The organism is Paenirhodobacter huangdaonensis (genome assembly GCF_004022465.1).
Classification (GTDB): Bacteria; Pseudomonadota; Alphaproteobacteria; order Rhodobacterales; family Rhodobacteraceae; genus Rhodobacter; species Rhodobacter huangdaonensis.
Window position 1 is genome coordinate 70,975 of the sequence record NZ_SAVA01000011.1, and the last position, 17,204, is coordinate 88,178.

Sequence of the window (17,204 nt, forward strand, 5' to 3'; positions counted from 1 at the left end):
CTTGCGACTGCGCATTCTGGGCGCCGCGGCGGGCGGCGGGCTGCCGCAGTGGAACTGTCGCTGCCCGAACTGCGCGGCCGCGCGGGCGGGCGAGATTGCGTCGCTGACGCAATCCTCGCTTGCCGTTTCGGGCGATGGCGGCGGCACCTGGGCGGTGCTGAACGCCTCGCCCGACATCCGCGCGCAGCTGGCGGCGGCGCCGCCCCTGCACCCGACCGGGCCGCGGGCGGTGCCGCTTGTCTCGGTGCTGCTGACGAATGGCGACATCGACCACATCGCGGGGCTGCTGACGCTGCGCGAGATGCAGGGGTTCGACCTCTTCGCCACGCCGGCGATTCTCGACGTGCTGGCGGCGAACCCGGTCTTTGACGCGCTGCGCCCCGATCTGGTGGCGCGCCGGCCGGTGGCCCTCGAGGCGCCGTTTCGGCTGGCACAGGGTCTTGAGGCGACGCTTTTTGCCGTGCCGGGCAAGGTGCCGCTCTACCTCGAGGGCGCGGTGGTCGAGTCCGGGCTTGTCGGCGAGCAGACGGTGGGGGTGGAACTGCGCGGGGCAGGGCGCCGGGTGCTTTATATCCCCGGCTGTGCCGCGGTCACGCCCGATCTTGCCGCACGGATCGAGGGGGCGGATGTGCTGTTCTTCGACGGCACGCTCTGGGCCGACGACGAGATGATCCGGGCGGGGCTGGGCCACAAGACCGGCGCGCGGATGGGGCATCTGTCGATCTCGGGCCCCGGCGGCACGATCGCGGCGCTCGCGGACGTGACCATCGGCCGGCGCGTCTTCGTGCACATGAACAACACCAACCCGGTGCTGCGCCCGGGCTCGGCGGAACGCGCCGGGGCCGAGGCGGCAGGCTGGACCATCGGACAGGACGGACTGGAGATCACCCCATGACGGAGCCCGCCGCTTCCCCCGCCGGTTTCGAGGCGCGGCTGCGCCGCATCGGCGCCGAGCGCTATCACGACCTGCACCCGTTCCATCACCGGCTGCACGGTGGCGGCTGCACCCCCGATCAGGTCCGGGCCTGGGTGATCAACCGCTATTACTATCAGCATTCGATCCCGATGAAGGACGCGGCCTTCATGTCGCGGGTCGAGGACCCGGTGCTGCGCCGCGCCTGGCGCTCGCGGATCGAGGATCACGACGGCACCGAGACGAACGAGGGCGGCATCCGGCGCTGGCTGCGGCTGGCGGAAGCCGTGGGGCTCGATCCCGACTATGTGGCGTCGTGCGAAGGCGTGCTGCCGGCGACGCGCTTTGCGGTCGATGCCTATGTCCGGTTCGTGCGGGAAAAGACCCTGCTCGAGGCGGTGGCGGCCTCGCTGACCGAGCTTTTCGCGCCGGCGATCCATGCCCGGCGGATCGAGGGCCTGCTGCGCAACTATGCCTTCGCGAATGACGCCGCGCTGAGCTATTTCCGGGCGCGGCTGAACGAGGCGCCGAAGGACGTGGCCTTCGGGTTGCAATGGGTGCTCGACCACGCCGATACCGACGAGAAGCAGGATGCGGCGGCGAAGGCGCTGATCTTCAAGACGGATGTGCTCTGGGCGCAGCTTGACGCGCTCGAATCGGCCTATGTGCTGCCGGCGCGGATCCCGCCCGGGGGCTGGGTGCCGGGCGAGGGGCTCTTGTCCCGGGCGCAGGCGTCGTGATCGGTCCGGGCGAGGTGCCGCGGCTGCCGCGCGGCGTGCGGGTGCAGGCGGACCGGGTGCGCGGGGGCTGGGTGCTGCTCGCCCCCGAACGGGCGGTGACGCTCGATGCCGTGGGTCAGGCGATTCTGGCCGAGGTCGACGGTGCCCGCAGTTTCGGCGAGATCTGCGCCCGTCTCGCCGCCGCCTTCGGCGCGCCCGAGGCGCAGATCGCCGAGGATGCCGGCGGCTTCCTCAATGCGCTGCGCGCGCGGCTGTTTCTGGAGATCACCCCATGATCCGCCCGCCGATCGCGATGCTGGCCGAGCTGACGCATCGCTGCCCGCTTGCCTGCCCCTATTGCTCGAACCCGCTCGATCTGGTGCGCGGGGCGGCCGAGATGGGCACCGAGGACTGGGCGCGGATCTTCCGCGAGGCAGCCGATCTCGGCGTGTTGCAGCTGCATCTGTCGGGCGGCGAGCCGGCAGCGCGGCGCGATCTGGTCGATCTGGTCGCGGCGGCGCGGGCGGCGGGGCTTTACACCAACCTCATCACCTCGGGGATCGGGCTGACCGCGGCGCGGCTTGCGGCGCTCGATGCCGCGGGGCTCGATCATGTGCAGCTCTCGCTGCAGGGCACTGATGCGGCGATGGCCGATGCGATCGGCGGGCTCGAGGGCGCCTTTGCCCGCAAGCTCGCGGTGGCGGGCCAGATCGGCGAGATCGGCTTTCCGCTGACGCTCAACGCGGTGCTGCACCGGCGCAACCTGCATCAGCTGCCGCGCGCGATCGAGATGGCGCTCGAGCTGGGCGCGCGGCGGCTCGAGGTGGCGACGGTGCAGTTCCACGGCTGGGCGCTGCGCAACCGCGACGCGCTGATGCCAACCCGCGCGCAGGCGCGCGAGGCCGGGCAGATCGTCGCCGAGGCGCGGGCGCGGCTGCGCGGGCGGCTGGTGATCGACTATGTGCCGGCCGATTACCATGGCGAGTATCCGAAGCGCTGCATGGGCGGCTGGGGCAGCACCGGGCTGAATGTCGCGCCCGACGGCACGGTGCTGCCCTGCCACGCGGCGCAGACCATCCCGGGGCTTGAATTCTGGTCGGCGCGCGAAATGCCGCTCGCCCGGATCTGGGCCGAGAACCCCGCCTTCAACGCCTATCGCGGCACCGGGTGGATGGCCGAGCCCTGCCGCTCGTGCGAACGCAAGACCAAGGATTTCGGCGGCTGCCGCTGTCAGGCGATGGCGCTGGCGGGCGATGCCGGCGCGACCGATCCGACCTGCGTGAAATCGCCCCTGCACGCGGATCTCGCGGCCCGCGCCGAGGCGCATGCGGCGGCCGATGCCGCCTTCGTCTTCCGTCCCGCACCGGGGCGCGAGACCGCGGGGCAGGGGGCGGGGCAGGGGGCCTAGAAGCGCAACGACAGCTCGACGGTCAGGCTGCGCTCCGCCAGCACGCTTTGCCGCGCCGTGACCAGCTCCCAGCCAAGCGCCAGATCCGCCGCGAGCGGCCGCCCTCGTCCCGAGACCAGCGGCACCCCCCGCACCAGCCGCGCCGAGACCCGCCGCTCGCGCCGCGCGCTGCCAAGGAACTGCCCGCCCGCGCGCTGCTCCTGCGCCAGCTCGATCCGCGTCCACTCGCCAAGGATCTGCCGGGTCAGCGCAAGGCCCAGCCGGTGGCGCATCGCGACCTCGCTGGCGACCGGCTCGCCGAGCGACAGCGCCAGATCGAGCCGCGTCGCCCCGGGCCAGACCGTGGCCAGCGTCGCCGTGCCCTGCCATTGCAGCGCCCCCTGCGCCAGCCGGGCGCGGCGCAGCACGCCGCCGCCCTCGAGCAGCACCGGGCCAAGGCCGAAGCCGTGGCTCAGGCCGATCTCGGCCGCCGAGCCCCGGCTGAAGCCAAGCGTGGTCCGGGAAAAGCCGGTGCTCAGGCATTCGCGCAGGCTGGTGCGCGCGCTCAGCCCCTGCCGCAGGCAGGCGCCGGCCTGCGCCGTGCTTTTCGCCTCGGTGCCGCCGAGCGCATGCAGGTAGCGGGCATCGAGGAAGGCCTCGGCGGCAAAGCGGCCGCCAAGGGCGAAGACCGCATTCGCCTGCCCGCGCAGCCCGGCCATCAGCCGGGCGCGGGCGCGGTAGTCGGGATCGACGCGGAAGGCGAAGCCGCCAAGATCGAAGCCCGTGGCCTCGTAGCCGCCATTGGCGTTCGGATCATAGCTGAGCAGCGGCCGCAGCCGCGCCTCGCCCGCCGCAAGACCGGGCCCGGCCCAGCCATAGCCGAGCCGGCGCAGCTCGGCCTGCGCCAGCGGGCGCTCGGCCGGATCGAGCCCGTCCCGGCCAAGCGCGGCAAGCCGCATCGCCGGGGAGGCGAGGGCGAATTGCAGCGGTGTCAGGGCCGCCGGCTCGGCCCGCGCCGGGGCGCCGGCCCCGGCCAGCAGGGTGCAGAGCGCCACCGCAGATGCGAAAAGCGCGCCCCGGACCCGGCCGGGGCGCACATGTTTTCGGGGCTGCATCCGTGCCAGCTCAGCGCGCCACGATGAAGGCGCCGTTGAAGGCGCCGGTGGCCCCCGCGCCATCGGCGATCACGCCGCGCACCGCCTCGGCGTCGGCGCCGAGGAAGCTGCCCGACATCTGCGCGTTGACGTCCTTGCCGCCGACCGTGCCGGTCAGGTCACCGCCCAGCACCGCGCCGGCGATCTGCGCGCCCGAAACCGTCATCTGGCCGCTGATCGGAGCGTTCGCGGCGTCGCGGAAATTGTCGATCCCGCCGGTCACCGCGCCGGTGGCGAAATCCGCATTCAGCGCCATGTCGCCCGACATCGTCGGCGCCTGCAGCAGCGCATCCATGTCGGTGCCCTTGCCGAACACCGCCGCGCCGGCATAGCTCGCCTGGCCGGTCGCGGGCATCGCCGCGGCGACGGTCGCAGTGGTCCCGGCATATTCGGTGTTCAGCGCCTTCGCCCGGACGACCGCATCTGCCGGCGTCGGAGCGGGGGCCGGGTCCGAGGACGAGCCGCCGCCGCCACAGGCGGCCAGGGCGGAAAGCGCGACGACGGCGGGAAGGATCAGGAATTTCATCATTCAGGTCTTTCGATCAGCAGACAGGCTGCGTTTGGGGAAGAGGAGGGGGGCCGCGCCGGACATCCGGCACGGCCCTGTCTGGAAGCGCCCGCCGGATCAGGCGAAACGGAAGTCGTCGGCGCTGAGCGCGTCGAGGCCGACATGCGAGAGCTGGACCGTGGTCGCATCGTCGAGATGCAGCACCACGCTGCCGTCGATCTCCTCGAGCAGCGCCGAGAGCGCCTCGAAGTCGTGCAGCCCGGCGAAGCCGGTCAGGTCGATGACGTCCTCGCCCGCGGTGAAGTCGGTCACCACGTCGCGGCCGCCCCCCGGAACGAAGGCGAAGGTGTCGGCCCCCGCGCCACCGGCGAGGAAGTCGTCGCCCGTGCCGCCGATCAGCACATCCGCACCCTCGCCGCCGAACAGGGTGTCGGCACCGTCACCGCCGTGCAGCACGTCGTCGCCATGGCCGCCCAGCAGGATGTCGTCGCCCGCCTCGCCGGCCACCGCATCGCCGCCGTCGCCACCGAAGATCAGGTCATCGCCGGTGCCGCCGCGCACGGTGTCGTCGCCGGCACCGCCCAGCACCACGTCATCGCCCGCATCCGCCTCGATCAGGTCGTCGCCGCTGCTGGCGAGGATCTGGTCAGCGCCGGCGCCGCCGAGCAGCAGCGTGTCGAGGGCGCTGTCGCCGGTCAGCACGCCGCCCTCGGGCCGTGCCTCGAAGGCGCCGCCTTCGGGCATCACGATCACCTCGACCTCGGCGCTGTCGGAACCGCCCCGACCATCCTCGACCGTGTAGGTGAAGGTGGCGCGGCCGATGTGGTCCGGGGCCGGGGTGAACAGGATCTGGCCGTTCTCGAGCACCACCGTGCCGGCCGTGCTGGTCACCTCGGTGATGGTCAGCGGGTCGGCATTGGCGTCGGTGTCGTTGAGCAGCAGCGCCGCCGCCGCGATCAGGATCGACTCGCCCGTCCGCACCCGGTAGCCGGTGTCGCGCTGCGCCGCCGGCGCGGTGTTCGGCACCGGCGCGGGCTGCGGCCCGTCGGTGTCGAGCGCAAGGACCGTCACGTCGTCAAAGCTGACGCCCTGGCTGCCCCAGGAATAGAGCCCGACCGTGCCGTGATCCGAACCGCTGCCGGTGATCGCGTAGGAGAACAGCGGATTGCCATCCATGAAGGCCTGGATCGTCGCGCCGTCGACGGTCACCCGCAGGTCGAAGGCCTCGCCCGGGGTGTAGCGGGCGGGGATCTGGATCAGGTATTTCTCGACCCCGTCCTTCACCTCGATCAGCTGGAACAGGCTGGTGCCCGAGGCCGCGTCGAGCTCGACCTTGTAGTAGTTGTCGGGGTCCTGGTAGTTCAGCAGCAGGCCGAGCGCGCCGTTGTCCGGGGTCTCGACCCGGGTTTCGACCTGATACTGCGACCAGTCCTGCGCCGCGGGGTCCGCGATCAGCGCATAGGTGCCCTTGCGCAGCACATGGGTGCCGTCGCCAAGCGGCGACCAGCCCTGCTGCCAGCTGTCGGCGGCATCGGCCGAGGTCCAGGTCAGCTGCCGGCTGTCGACGTCGGTGGTCTGCGTCAGACGCCCGTCGATGACCTGCCAGTCGCCCTTGCTGCCGTCCGCGCCCGCACCGTTCTGCTCGCCCTCATCGACGATCGTCCAGCGCCCGGCATAGTCGGCATCGGAGAAGTCATCCGAGAACAGCACCCGGTCCTGACCGACCGCATCGACGGTGAGCGTGTCACGATCGGTGCGGCCGCTGGCATCGGTGATCTCGAGCGTCACCGTCTGCTGCCCGGCCGCCGAGAGCGTCACCTCGGCCTGCGGCCCGGTGGCGATCTCGTTGCCCCGGGCATCGAGCCAGCGCCAGCCGGTGATCTCGGCATCGCCGTAGCTTTGCCCGGCATCGAGGGTGACCGTCACCTGGCCGTCGCCATCGGTATCGACCGCCGAGAGGTCACGGCCGGCATGCGCCTGCAACCCGAGCGCGCCGACATAGACGTTGTCGAACTGCGAGGAACGCTGATTGTCCGAGTAGAAGCCGACCGAGCCGCCGGTCAGCGGATCGGCGTCGGTGACGGTGCCGAAGACCGACTGGCCGTCGAGGAAGACCCGGATCTCGCCGCCGCTCACCGCAACCTCGAGCTGCGCGTCGCGCGCCCAGGGGCTGCCCGCATGGACCGAGGCAAGCACCGTCTCGACCCCGTCCTTCACCCGCACCAGCTCGCGCGTGTTCTGCGCCGAGTTGAAGGTGACGCGATAGGTGTTGGCCTCGTCCTGGAAGTAGAAGACCGCGCCGATCGTGTCCTGGTCGGTGGATTTCAGCGTCAGCTCGTAGCGGTAATCCTGCCAGCCGCGCGCCCCTTCGCCTTCCCACACGAGGATGTTCTCGCCGGTGTTCGAGCCCTCATAGACCCGGCCCTCGGCGATCTCGTCGACCTCGACGCCGTCGACGCGCTCGGCATAGCTGCCCTTGACGACGAAGTTGCCGGTCTGGCTTTCCGACTGCTGCAGGCTGGCATTGGCGTTGCCGTAGGTGTCGGTGATCGTCTCGCCCGAGAAATCGAGCTGGAAGCTGATCTGCGACGGCGCGGTTTCGAGGATCGGGCCGGGGCTGACGCCGCCAAGCGTCGCCACCTCGTCTTGCGAGAAGACGTGGTCGGTGAACAGCACGTTCTTCACGTAGACGTCGCTGGTCTCGCCGTCATTGTCCGAGAACAGCAGGAAGCCCTCGTTCAGGTCGATCTGGAAGCGCTCGGCCGAGGCGGTGGTGGTGCCGACCAGAACGCCGTCGATGTATTTGGAGATCAGCGCGCTGTCGCCATCGGTGGCGATGGTGAAGGCGACCCGGTGCCAGACGTCCGAGGTCAGCCGGCCCTCGTAATCGCTGCTGATGCCGATCCCGTTCGAGGCGTTGCGGAACAGATCGGCGTCAGAGCGGTTGCTGACGTCGGTCTGCAGGAACGACAGCCACGAGCCGCCGCCGGTCGGGATCAGGATGTCATAGACGAGCGAGTATTCCGTCGCCACGGTGCCGGCCGGAACCGGCTGGGCGGCGGTGACATGCAGCACCTGCTGCGGCTGCAGCGCGCCGATCGCGGTGACCTCGGCCGAAATCCCGGTCTGCGGCGTTTCGGGGGTTTCGGGGGTTTCGGGCTCTTCGGGCGTGGCCGGTGCCACCAGCGGAACGCCAAGCGCCGCATCGGTGGTCGGGGTGAGGGTCACCTCGCCGCCCGCCGCGACGGTCGCCGGACCCGAGACGACGGCAAGGCCATCCGCCCCGGCGACGATCTCGGAGCCCGCGACGCCCTCGGGCAGCGCGATGCCGCCCGCGCTGGTGCCGCCAAGCGCGGCAACCTGCGCCGCACTCAGGACCTCGCCGGTGACGCTGATCGCCGAGACCGCGACCGGCGCGGTCTCGCCGTCATCGTCGCCAAAGAGCAGCGCGCCATTCTCGAGGTCGAGCGCATAGCGCGCATCGGCCGCGACGTCCTGCGCGCCGACCAGCACGCCGTCGACATATTTCGAGATGATCAGCCGGCCGTTGTCCAAGGCGAAGGTCAGCACCACCCGGTGCCAGGCGTCGAGGCTGATCTCGCCCGCGTAATCCGACATCGTGCCGAGGCTGAAGCCCGCGCCCGAAAGCTTCATAAACATGTCGGCATCGCCGCCACTGACCGCGCTCGACTGCAGCAGCGACATGTAGCCCGCCGCCGTCGCCGCGGGGACCATCAGGTCGAAGGCGAGCGAATAGGAGGCCAGATGCCCGTCGGTGCCGGCGATGCCGGGGCTCAGGACGAGGCCGTTGTCGCCGGTGGTGGCCGAGACGAGAACCGCGGCCATCGTCTCGGTCGGTGCCGGCGGCAGCGGCACGCCAAGCCCGACGTCGGTGACCTGGCCGAGGGCGAAATCGCCGCGCGGCTCGAGGCTGCCGGTGCCTTCCTGCGGCTTGAAGCCCAGTTCGCTGGCGCGGAAGCGGGCGCCCTCGACGCCGTCAGGCAGCACCGCGCCGCCGGCCGTCGTCCCGCCCATCTCGGCGATCTGAGCGGCGCTGAGCACCGCCCCGGTGACGCTGACCGCCGAAACCGCCACCGGCGCCGTCTCGCCGTCGTTGTCGGCAAAGAGCAGCACGCCGTTCTCGCCGTCGAGCGCATAGCGCGCCGCATCGGCGGCCGAGACCGTCTGCGCCCCGACGGCGGCGCCGTCGATGTATTTGGTGATGACGACCGAGCCGTCGTCCTGCTCGTCATAGGTCAGCACGACGCGGTGCCAGGCGTCGAGGCTCATCGCCCCGGCATAGGTCGCCGCGGTGCCGACCGACAGGCTGTCGCCGCCGAGCCGCAGGAACATGTCGGCGTCATTGCCGTTGCTCAGATCGGACTGGATCAGCCCGATATAGCCGCCCGCGGTGTCCGCCGGCACCATCAGGTCGAAGACGAGCGAGTAGGAGGCGAGCAGGCCGGGCCCGAAGCCGGGCTTCAGCAGCAGCGCCTGATCGGCCGCGGTCGCCGGCACCAGCACCACCTCGGTCGCGGTGGCGGGCCCGGCCGGCGGCGTCGGGTCGGTCGGCTCGGCGGGGGTCACCGGGGCCGATGCCGCGGGCAGGCCGGCGATGCCGAAACTGTCGGTCGTGCCATGCGAGACGACCGGCTCGACCACGACCGAACCCGGTCCCCAGCCCTGCGCGTCGCCGTCATTGAAGGAATCGACGAGCAGCGTGCTGTCGTTCGCCACGATGACCTGCACCGCGTCGCGCGACACCGCGCCGGTCGAGCCGGTCACCTCGAGCGTCAGGAAATGCCGGCCGGCCGGCAGATCGAGCGTCGGCGTCGCGCCTTCGGCGACGACATTGCCGTCGGCATCCTTCCAGACATAGCGCAGCCCCGCGTCCTCGCCCGGGTTCAGCGCCGCGCCCTGCAGCGTGACCTGCGCGTCGCCGCTGCCTTCCGTGGTGACGAAGAGATCGTTGCCGGCCTTGGCAATGGCATGGAGCACCGGCGCCGACAGGTCGAGCGACAGCGTCTCTTCCTGGCCGCGATAGGGGCCGTCGAGCCCGTCGCGGTCGAGCGTCTCGCCGCGGTCATCGCTCAGATAGCTGCCGGTCAGCGCGAAATAGGTCGAGGTATAGGCCTGGTTGTTTTCCGGGTCGATGGTGACGAGGCGGATCGCGCCCGAGCCGCCGTTGCCGTGCTGGATCTCGTTCGCGACGCCGTTCTGATAGTTCACCAGCATCTGATAGACCGGGTTGCCGAAGTCGTCGTAGGACTCCAGCGTCTCGGCGCCGTCGCCGAAGATATGGCCCGAGAAGGTGAAGGTGACGTTGCCGTAGGGCTTCACCAGCTCGCGGTAGAGGGTTTCGCCGTCATTGCTGCCCTCGGCCTGCTGACCGAGACCATAGTCATAGCCTGCGCCCTCGCCATAAAGCGACGAGCCGGTCGAATCGTGGCGCCCGGCAAAGTTCATGTAGGCGTGGGTGGTCAGGATGACGCGCTTGTCGAGGTTGTCCTCGATCACGTCCTTCGCCCAGCGGATGACATCGTCCGAGGGCCCGAATTCGAGGCTCAGCACCAGCCACTCGACGCCGTCGGGCGAGGTGAAGGTGTGATAGTTGTTCGGCGCGCGCTCGGGCGCCATGTCATAGACACCGCCGAAGGTGTCGTTGATCTCGGCCTGATGCCCGGGCGAGTAGTAATAGTCCATCCAGGTCGTCGAATGGTCGCTCGCCGAGCCGCCGACGCCCTGGTCATGGTTGCCCGCGGTCAGCGAATAGGGGATCTGACCGTCGAGGATGCTCAGCGCCTCGGTCACGTTCTGCCACATCTGCTGGCTGGCGCCGGCGGTGACATCGCCCACATGGGTCACGAACTGGATGCCGAGCCCGTCCTTCTGGTCAACCAGCCATTGCGTCATCAGCGCGAGGGTGGGCGCGCCTTCGGCATAGGAGTAATCCTGCGTGTCGGGCAGGACGGCGATGGTATAGGCGTTCTCGCCGGTCACCCGCACCCGCAGGTTCTCGGTGACCGAGGCGCCCAGGGCATCCGTCGCGGTGATCTGCAGGTCGCTGTAATCCAGCGTATCGCCGTAATCGAGGATCAGCTGGCCGGCCTCGACATGCGCCGAGAGCACCTCGCCGTTCGAGTTCGTGACCGTATAGGACAGGTTCTGACCGGAGAAGGTTTCGGAAAGGTCGAAGACCTGCGGTTCCGTTCCGCGCCGGACCAGAAAGTCGGCGATCGGTTTGAGGATCGTGGGCATGAATGGTTCCTGAGTGGCTTTTGCGAAATCGCAAAAATTCGTTTTGCTGGCGGAACCTAGGCGGCGAGTTTAACAGAAAGTTGACAATTCTCCGCCGCCGCCCGCGGGTTCTTTCAATGGCCTCCATCGACACAGCAGATGGCTGGGCGGCACGGTCCGGCTGTCGCCCAAACGTCACGTTGCCCGCCTAGAGAACGGCCTGCGCCGGCTGCGGCGCGACCGGGCGCGGGGGGAAGAATGGCGACGCTGACGGAATTGCGCGCGTTCCACCTCGTCGCCGAGGCGGGCGGGTTCTCGCAGGCCGCGCGTGAGCGCTCGGTGTCGCAGTCGACGCTGTCAGCACAGGTGCGCGGGCTGGAACGGGTGTCCGGCGTGCGGATGTTCGAGCGCAAGGCGCGCGGCATCACGCTGACCGCCGAGGGCGAACGGCTGTATGCGATCACCCAGCGGATGTTCGCGGCCGAACAGGAGGCGCGGCACCTGCTGAGCGGCGGTGTCGCCCTGCAGGGCGGGCACTTGCGGCTGATCGCCGATGGCGCGCCGATCCCGGTGCGCATCCTGTCGAGCCTGAGCCGGACCAATCCCGCGCTGAGCTTCAACCTGACGGTCAGCAACTCGCAGACGGTGAACGAGGCCCTTCTCGACTATCGTGCCGACATCGGCATCTCGGCGCATCTGCCCTCGGACCCGCGGCTGCGCGCCCAGCCCTTTGCCCAGGCGGCGCTGACCGCGATGGTGCCCGCGACGCATCCGCTGGCCCGCCGGCCGTTCCTGACCCTGGCCGAGATGATCCGGCACAAGATGGTGATCCGCGAGAAGGGATCGCAGACCCGCGCCGTGCTCGAGGACAACCTCGTCGCGCAGAAGCTGGAGTTCGACAGCGTGCAGGAGGTCGGCCGGCAGGATGCGGTGCGCGAGATGGTCGCCGCGGGCTTCGGCATCGGCGTCGCGGTGACGCTTGAAACGACGCCCGATCAGCGTCTGGCCTTCCTGCCGATCGCCGATGCCGCGATCCGGCTGACGGAATATGTGATCTGTCTCGACGAGCGGCGGCGCAACCCGATGGTCGGCGCCTTCATCCGCGCGGCGATGGCGATCGACTGGTCCGCCGCCGGCGCTTAATCCTCGCGCAGCGCGGTCTGCATCTGGTCCGAGATCGGCTTCAGCAGATAGCTGAGCAGCGTCCGTTCCGCGCCCTCGAGAAAAGCCTCGACCGGCATCCCGGGCTTCAGTGCGATACCGTGCAGCGCCGCCAGATCCTCCGCATCGGGGGTGACGCGCAGCAGATACCAGCTCTGGCCGCTGCGCTCGTCCTGGCTCAGGTCGGCGGCAATGCTGGTCACGGTGCCGCCGATCTCGGGCGTGGTGCGCTGATTGAAGGCGCTCAGCCGCAGCCGCACCGCCTGGCCGGGCCGCACCTGGTCGATATCGGCGGGCGAGACCTTGACCTCGACCATCAGCCGCCGGTCGCTCGGGATGATCGACATCGCGGTCTGCCCGGCGTTCAGCACACCGCCGCGGGTGTGCACCGCCAGCTCGTGGATGGTGCCGGCGACCGGCGCGGTCATCACCGTGCGGGCAAGACGGTCCTGCGCGGCGATGCGCTTTTGCTCGAGATCGCTGCGCTCGGTCTCGAGCTTGCGCAGCTCCTCGATGACCTCGTTGCGCGCGTCCTCGGTGATCTGCTGCATCTGCATCCGCACCTCGGTGATCTCGCCCTGCTTGCGCGCCAGATCGGAGTGCAGCGAGCCGGCCTTGCCTTCCAGATCGGCCGCCTCCTGCTCGGATTTGCGCAGCGCCGCAATCAGCGACAGCCCCTGCTTGCGCAGCTTGCGCTGGTCATCGACCTCGGCGCCGACGAGACGCGCCGCGCGTTCGACCGCCGCCTTCTGCGCGCTCAGCCCGGTGACCTCGTTGCCGAGCTGCCCGATCCGCTCGCTCAGCTGGGCGATCTTGGCGCGCAGGCTCTCGCTGCGCCCCGACATCAGGATCCGTTCGTCCTCGATCGCATTGCGCGCCGCCGTGCCGGTCTCGGGGTCTTGCGCCTGCGTCAGCAGCGCCGCGGGGAAGGTCAGCGCGGTGCCGTCGCGTTCGGCCACCAGCCGGGCCTTGCGCGCGGCGATCTCGATCAGGCGGTTCTCGATCCGCGAGAGCTCGGCCTGCACCTCGGTCTGGTCAAGCCGCAGCACCACGTCGCCTTCGCGCACACGGGCGCCGTCGCGCACCGCGATCTCGGAGACGACGCCGCCCTGCGGGTGCTGGATCGCCTTCGCCGCGCCCTCGACCGCGACCGTGCCCGCCCCCATCACCGCGCTTTCGAGCGGCACGAAGGCGGCCCACAGACCGACCGCCCCGAGCGTCAGGGTGCACAGTACCGTCGTGGCCCGGATCAGCGGGCGCAGCGAATAGGGCTGTCCCGCATCGTGCATCGTCGTCATCATTTCTGCACCACCGCACGCGGATGTTTCACCACCTGCCCCAGAATTTCATCCCGCGGGCCATAGGCCCGCAGCCGCCCCGCCTCGATCATCGCCACCTTGTTCAGCGCCGCCAGCGCCGAGGGCCGGTGCGCCACGCAGATCACGATCGAACCCGCCGCGCGCAGCCGCCGGATCGCCTCGGTCAGGGCCTGATCGCCCTCGGCATCAAGGTGGGCGTTCGGCTCGTCCATCACCACGAGGAACGGCCGCCGATAGACCGCGCGCGCCAGCGCGATGCGCTGCCGCTGCCCGGCCGAAAGCGCCGCGCCATCGTCGCCGAGCCGGGTGTTGTAGCCCTCGGGCAGGGCGAGGATCATCTCATGCGCGCCGGCCAGCTCGGCCGCACGCACGATCTCGTCGGTCGGCGCGTCGGGCTCGAGGCTGGCGATGTTCTCGGCGACCGTGCCGGGCATCAGCCGGATGTCCTGCGGCAGGTAGCCCGCAAAGCCGCGCGCGCCGAGGCGCCACTGGTCGGGCGCCGCACCGTCGAAGCGCAGCCCGCCCGCAGTGCCGGGCCACAGCCCGAGCACGCCGCGCAGCAGGCTGGTCTTGCCCGCCCCGCTCGGCCCGATGACACCGAGACCATCCCCCGCCTCGAGCCGCATGTTGACGCCCGCCAGCAGCGGCCGCGTCTGCCCGGGGGCGCTGACCGCGAAATTGTCGAAGACCACATCGCGGGCGGGGGGCGCGAGGTCGATCCCCGAGGGCTCGGCCGGCAGCAGCGCGAAAGATTTCTCAAGCCGCGCGCGGGCGCCGCGGGCAGAGCGAAAACCGCGCCACTGGGCGATCGCCTGCTCGATCGGGGCGAGGGCGCGCGACGAGATCACCGAGGTCGCCATCATCGAGCCCGCCGACAGCTCGCCGCGGATCACCAGCCCGGCGCCCGCCGCAAGGGTCAGCGACTGCAGCAGGAACCGGAACCCCTTGGCCAGTGCGCGCAGATCGCCCGCCCGCTCCGCAAGCGTCAGCTGCGCCTGCACCAGCGCCCGGTGCGCCGCATCCCACCGCGCGCCGATCCGCTCGAAGATGCCAAGCGCCTCGGCGCCCTCGCAATCCTGCAACCCGTTCTCGGCCAGCGCATTGCGCACCGCCATCTGCTGCGAGACCCGGGCATTGGCGCCCTGCGACACGCGATCGGCGAGCAGCGTCAGCGCGAAGAGCATCGCCGCGCCGATCGTGGACATCAGGCCGAGCACCGGGCTGAACAGGGTCAGGACCAGCAGGTAGACCGGCGTCCAGGGCAGATCGAACAGCGTCAGCGGGCCGCCGCCGTTGAACTGCCGCAGCGTGTCGAGATCGCGCAGCGGCTGTTGCGCGTCGGCCCCGCCCTGACCAAGGCGCGCCCGGGCCCCGGCGACGGCAAAGATCTTCGGCGCGATCTCGGCGTCGAGCCGCGCCGCGATCCGCCCCCCCGCCCGCGACCGGACGCCATCGAGCGCCGCCTGCACCAGATAGAGCAGGCTCACCAGCGCCAGCAGGACGACGAGCGTCGCGAGGCTGCGGCTGCTCAGGACCCGGTCATAGACCTGCATCATGAACACCGGGCCGGTCAGCATCAGCAGGTTGATGAGGACCGAGATCGCGGCGAGGAACAGCATCTCGCCACGCCCCGCCTGGAAGAAATCCCCAAGTCGGGCAGCGGGCGGCGGGGAGCGGCGCGACAGGGCGCGCGCAGAAGGCGAAGGCATGCGGAAGTCCCGACGTGGTCGTTGGTGTGCAGCCGATCACCTATTGCGGCAACGCATCAGTTTTATGACGCGCAGAAGCGGAATTTCCGTTTGCCGGGGGCATTTTGCCCGACCTCAGGCCGCGCGCATCACCTCGGGGCGGGCGGCGGGGGCGAGCGCCGCCAGAAGCTCGGTGCGCGCCCCCGCCATCGCGTCCGCCAGCAGCCGCGCCGTCGTCGGACCAAGGGTGAAGCCCTGATGGCCATGGCCGAAATCGACCCAGAGCCCGGGCTCTCCCGGCACCGCGCCGACGAGCGGCAGCATGTCGGGCAGGCAGGGGCGGTGGCCGAACCATTGCGGCTCGGCGATCCGCGTGCCGATCTCGACCAGCTCCGAGGCGGCACAGGCGCCGCGCAGAAGCTGGCCCGGATCGGACGGCGCGTCGCGGGCGACGAGCGCGGCGCCGGTGGCGATGCGCAGCCCGCGCCGCATCGGGCTCAGCACAACCCCGGCATCGGCATCGATCAGCGGCCGCTGCAACCGGACCGGCGCGGCGAAATGGCCGTGATAGCCCCGCTTCCACAGCATCGCCACGCGCCAGCCGAGCCGGGCGAGCAGATCGGGAGCCCAGGGGCCGAGCGCGATCACCGCCTGCGCCGCGCCGACCGGCCCCGACGCGGTATCGACCTGCCAGCCCGCGCCCGTGCGCGCGAGGCTTGCGGCCTCGCCGCGCAGCACGGTGCCGCCGCGGCGGGTGAAAAGCTCGGCATAGGCCACGGTCAGCGCGCCCGGATCATCGCTTGTCCAGCAGTCGCCCCACAGCAGCCCGCCCGCCACCGGCCGCTTCAGCGCCGGCTCTGCCGCCGCCACCGCCGCACCGTCGAGCGCGGTGACCGTGACGTCATACTCGCGGATCAGCCGCACCGTCTCGGCCGCCGCGGCCTCGGCGCCGCGCGCATCGCGCCAGATCTGCAGATAGCCGGTGCGGCGGATATGCGGCTCCTGTCCCGCCGCCTCGATCAGCGGCGCGTGATCGGCAAGCGCGCGTTGCACGAGCTGCGCATAGACCGCCGAGATCCGCCGGTGCCGCGCCGGCGCCGAGTTGCGGAAATAGCGCCACAGCACCGGCGCGAGGCGGGGCAGGGCGGAAGGGTCATAGACAAGATCGTTCGTGCGTCCGACGGCATAGGCCGCGAGGGTGCGCAGATCGCGCGGCATCGCATAGGGCTCGACCGCCTCGCCCTGCACGAAGCCCGCATTGCCGAAACTTGTCTCCTCGCCCGGACCGCGCCGGTCGACCAGCACCACCGCATGGCCCCGCGTCTGCAGCTCAAGCGCGGCGGCAACCCCGACCATGCCGGCGCCCAGGACCAGAACCTCTGCCATCTCGCACATCTCCGACCAATCACGGCGCAAGTGATCGCGCGAAAGCCGGCCGGGGGCCAGTGCAAAATCAGCCGGCCGGCAGCGGATGCAGCGGCGCCGCCAGCAGCCGGGTCAGCGCCGCGACATGCCCGGCCATCCGCCCGGTCAGGCTGGCAAGCGGCATCGCCTCATCCATGGTGAAGCCCGCGAACAGCGCGTTCAGATCGGCGAAGATCACCGCGCCAAGCGCCGCCGCATCGACATCCGCCCGGATCGTGGTGCGCGCCTGCAGCCCGCGCAAGAGCGCCGTCACCTGCCCGGCCAGCGCCGCGTCGAGTGCGAAATAGCGCCGCGAGAACGGGGTTTCCGGATGCTGGATCGAGAGCGCCATCGCGGTGCGCCACATCTCCTTCGTCAGATAGACGAGGGAATGGTCGTAATAGGTCGAGATCAGCGCGAAAAGCGCCGCCTCGGCCGTCGCGGGCGGGGCGGCGACCACCGCCTCGCCCTGGTGCAGCACCTCCTCGACTTCCATCGAGACGATGGCAAGCAGCAGGTCCGCCTTGTTCTCGAAGTAGTTGTAGAAGGTGCCCACGGAGACCTCGGCGGCCTCGGCGATGGCGTCGATTCGCGCCGCCTCGTATCCGACCTGCCCAAAAAGTGCGCTTGCCGCCGTCAGGATCGAGCGGTTCCGTTTCGCCTTCTGTCTTTCGCGCAGCCCGGCCATCGCGGCTCCCTCGCCTCTTCAAAATT

At 70.5% G+C, this 17,204-nt stretch carries 12 protein-coding genes; 5 read left to right on the top strand and 7 right to left on the bottom strand.

All coding sequences use genetic code 11. From position 1 onward, the window contains the following. Position 1 precedes the first annotated feature (1 nt). The 4 genes from pqqB to pqqE are packed head-to-tail and all read left to right on the top strand — an operon-like array spanning position 2 to position 3,040. On the top strand, positions 2-895 hold the full coding sequence (pqqB, locus tag EOW66_RS16710; protein ID WP_206363729.1) for a pyrroloquinoline quinone biosynthesis protein PqqB: 894 nt from the start codon (positions 2-4) through the stop codon (positions 893-895). Further along, positions 892-1,653, top strand: coding sequence for a pyrroloquinoline-quinone synthase PqqC (gene pqqC / locus EOW66_RS16715; RefSeq protein WP_128157429.1), 762 nt, complete (start codon positions 892-894; stop codon positions 1,651-1,653). Before pqqB ends, pqqC begins: the two co-directional genes overlap by 4 nt. Then, on the top strand, positions 1,650-1,928 hold the full coding sequence (pqqD, locus tag EOW66_RS16720) for a pyrroloquinoline quinone biosynthesis peptide chaperone PqqD (RefSeq protein WP_128157430.1): 279 nt from the start codon (positions 1,650-1,652) through the stop codon (positions 1,926-1,928). The genes pqqC and pqqD overlap by 4 nt, the downstream gene beginning before the upstream one ends. Continuing rightward, complete coding sequence (gene pqqE, locus EOW66_RS16725; RefSeq protein ID WP_206363726.1) at positions 1,925-3,040, top strand: pyrroloquinoline quinone biosynthesis protein PqqE; 1,116 nt, start codon at positions 1,925-1,927, stop codon at positions 3,038-3,040. Before pqqD ends, pqqE begins: the two co-directional genes overlap by 4 nt. On the opposite strand, the gene EOW66_RS16730 is transcribed toward pqqE, so the two are convergent. The 3 genes from EOW66_RS16730 to EOW66_RS16740 form a co-directional block, all read right to left on the bottom strand. Continuing rightward, positions 3,037-4,074 carry a hypothetical protein gene (locus EOW66_RS16730; RefSeq protein ID WP_128157431.1) on the bottom strand — a complete coding sequence of 346 codons (1,038 nt, stop codon included), beginning with the start codon at positions 4,072-4,074 and terminating at the stop codon, positions 3,037-3,039. The two genes, pqqE and EOW66_RS16730, sit on opposite strands and share 4 nt — an antisense overlap. Positions 4,075-4,144: 70 nt before the next feature. Beyond that, positions 4,145-4,699 carry a transferrin-binding protein-like solute binding protein gene (locus EOW66_RS16735; protein WP_128157432.1) on the bottom strand — a complete coding sequence of 185 codons (555 nt, stop codon included), beginning with the start codon at positions 4,697-4,699 and terminating at the stop codon, positions 4,145-4,147. 99 nt (positions 4,700-4,798) lie between these two features. Further along, positions 4,799-10,939, bottom strand: coding sequence for a cadherin-like domain-containing protein (locus tag EOW66_RS16740; RefSeq protein WP_128157433.1), 6,141 nt, complete (start codon positions 10,937-10,939; stop codon positions 4,799-4,801). A 237-nt stretch (positions 10,940-11,176) separates the two neighbouring features. Between EOW66_RS16740 and EOW66_RS16745 the strand changes: the two genes are divergently transcribed. Next, a complete protein-coding gene (locus EOW66_RS16745) occupies positions 11,177-12,061 on the top strand; it encodes a LysR family transcriptional regulator (protein WP_164881168.1) in 885 nt (294 codons plus the stop codon). Here EOW66_RS16745 and EOW66_RS16750 read toward each other — a convergent pair. From EOW66_RS16750 to EOW66_RS16765, 4 genes are all read right to left on the bottom strand, one after another. Further along, positions 12,058-13,380, bottom strand: coding sequence for an HlyD family type I secretion periplasmic adaptor subunit (locus EOW66_RS16750; RefSeq protein WP_128157435.1), 1,323 nt, complete (start codon positions 13,378-13,380; stop codon positions 12,058-12,060). The genes EOW66_RS16745 and EOW66_RS16750 overlap by 4 nt on opposite strands. Beyond that, positions 13,377-15,107 carry a type I secretion system permease/ATPase gene (locus EOW66_RS16755; protein ID WP_128157436.1) on the bottom strand — a complete coding sequence of 577 codons (1,731 nt, stop codon included), beginning with the start codon at positions 15,105-15,107 and terminating at the stop codon, positions 13,377-13,379. The genes EOW66_RS16750 and EOW66_RS16755 overlap by 4 nt, the downstream gene beginning before the upstream one ends. Before the next feature lie 114 nt (positions 15,108-15,221). Further along, positions 15,222-16,472 (bottom strand): NAD(P)/FAD-dependent oxidoreductase, encoded by a 1,251-nt coding sequence (locus EOW66_RS16760; RefSeq protein ID WP_128157437.1) that lies wholly within the window; start codon positions 16,470-16,472, stop codon positions 15,222-15,224. A 67-nt stretch (positions 16,473-16,539) separates the two neighbouring features. Next, on the bottom strand, positions 16,540-17,178 hold the full coding sequence (locus EOW66_RS16765; RefSeq protein ID WP_128157438.1) for a TetR/AcrR family transcriptional regulator: 639 nt from the start codon (positions 17,176-17,178) through the stop codon (positions 16,540-16,542). Positions 17,179-17,204 lie beyond the last annotated feature (26 nt).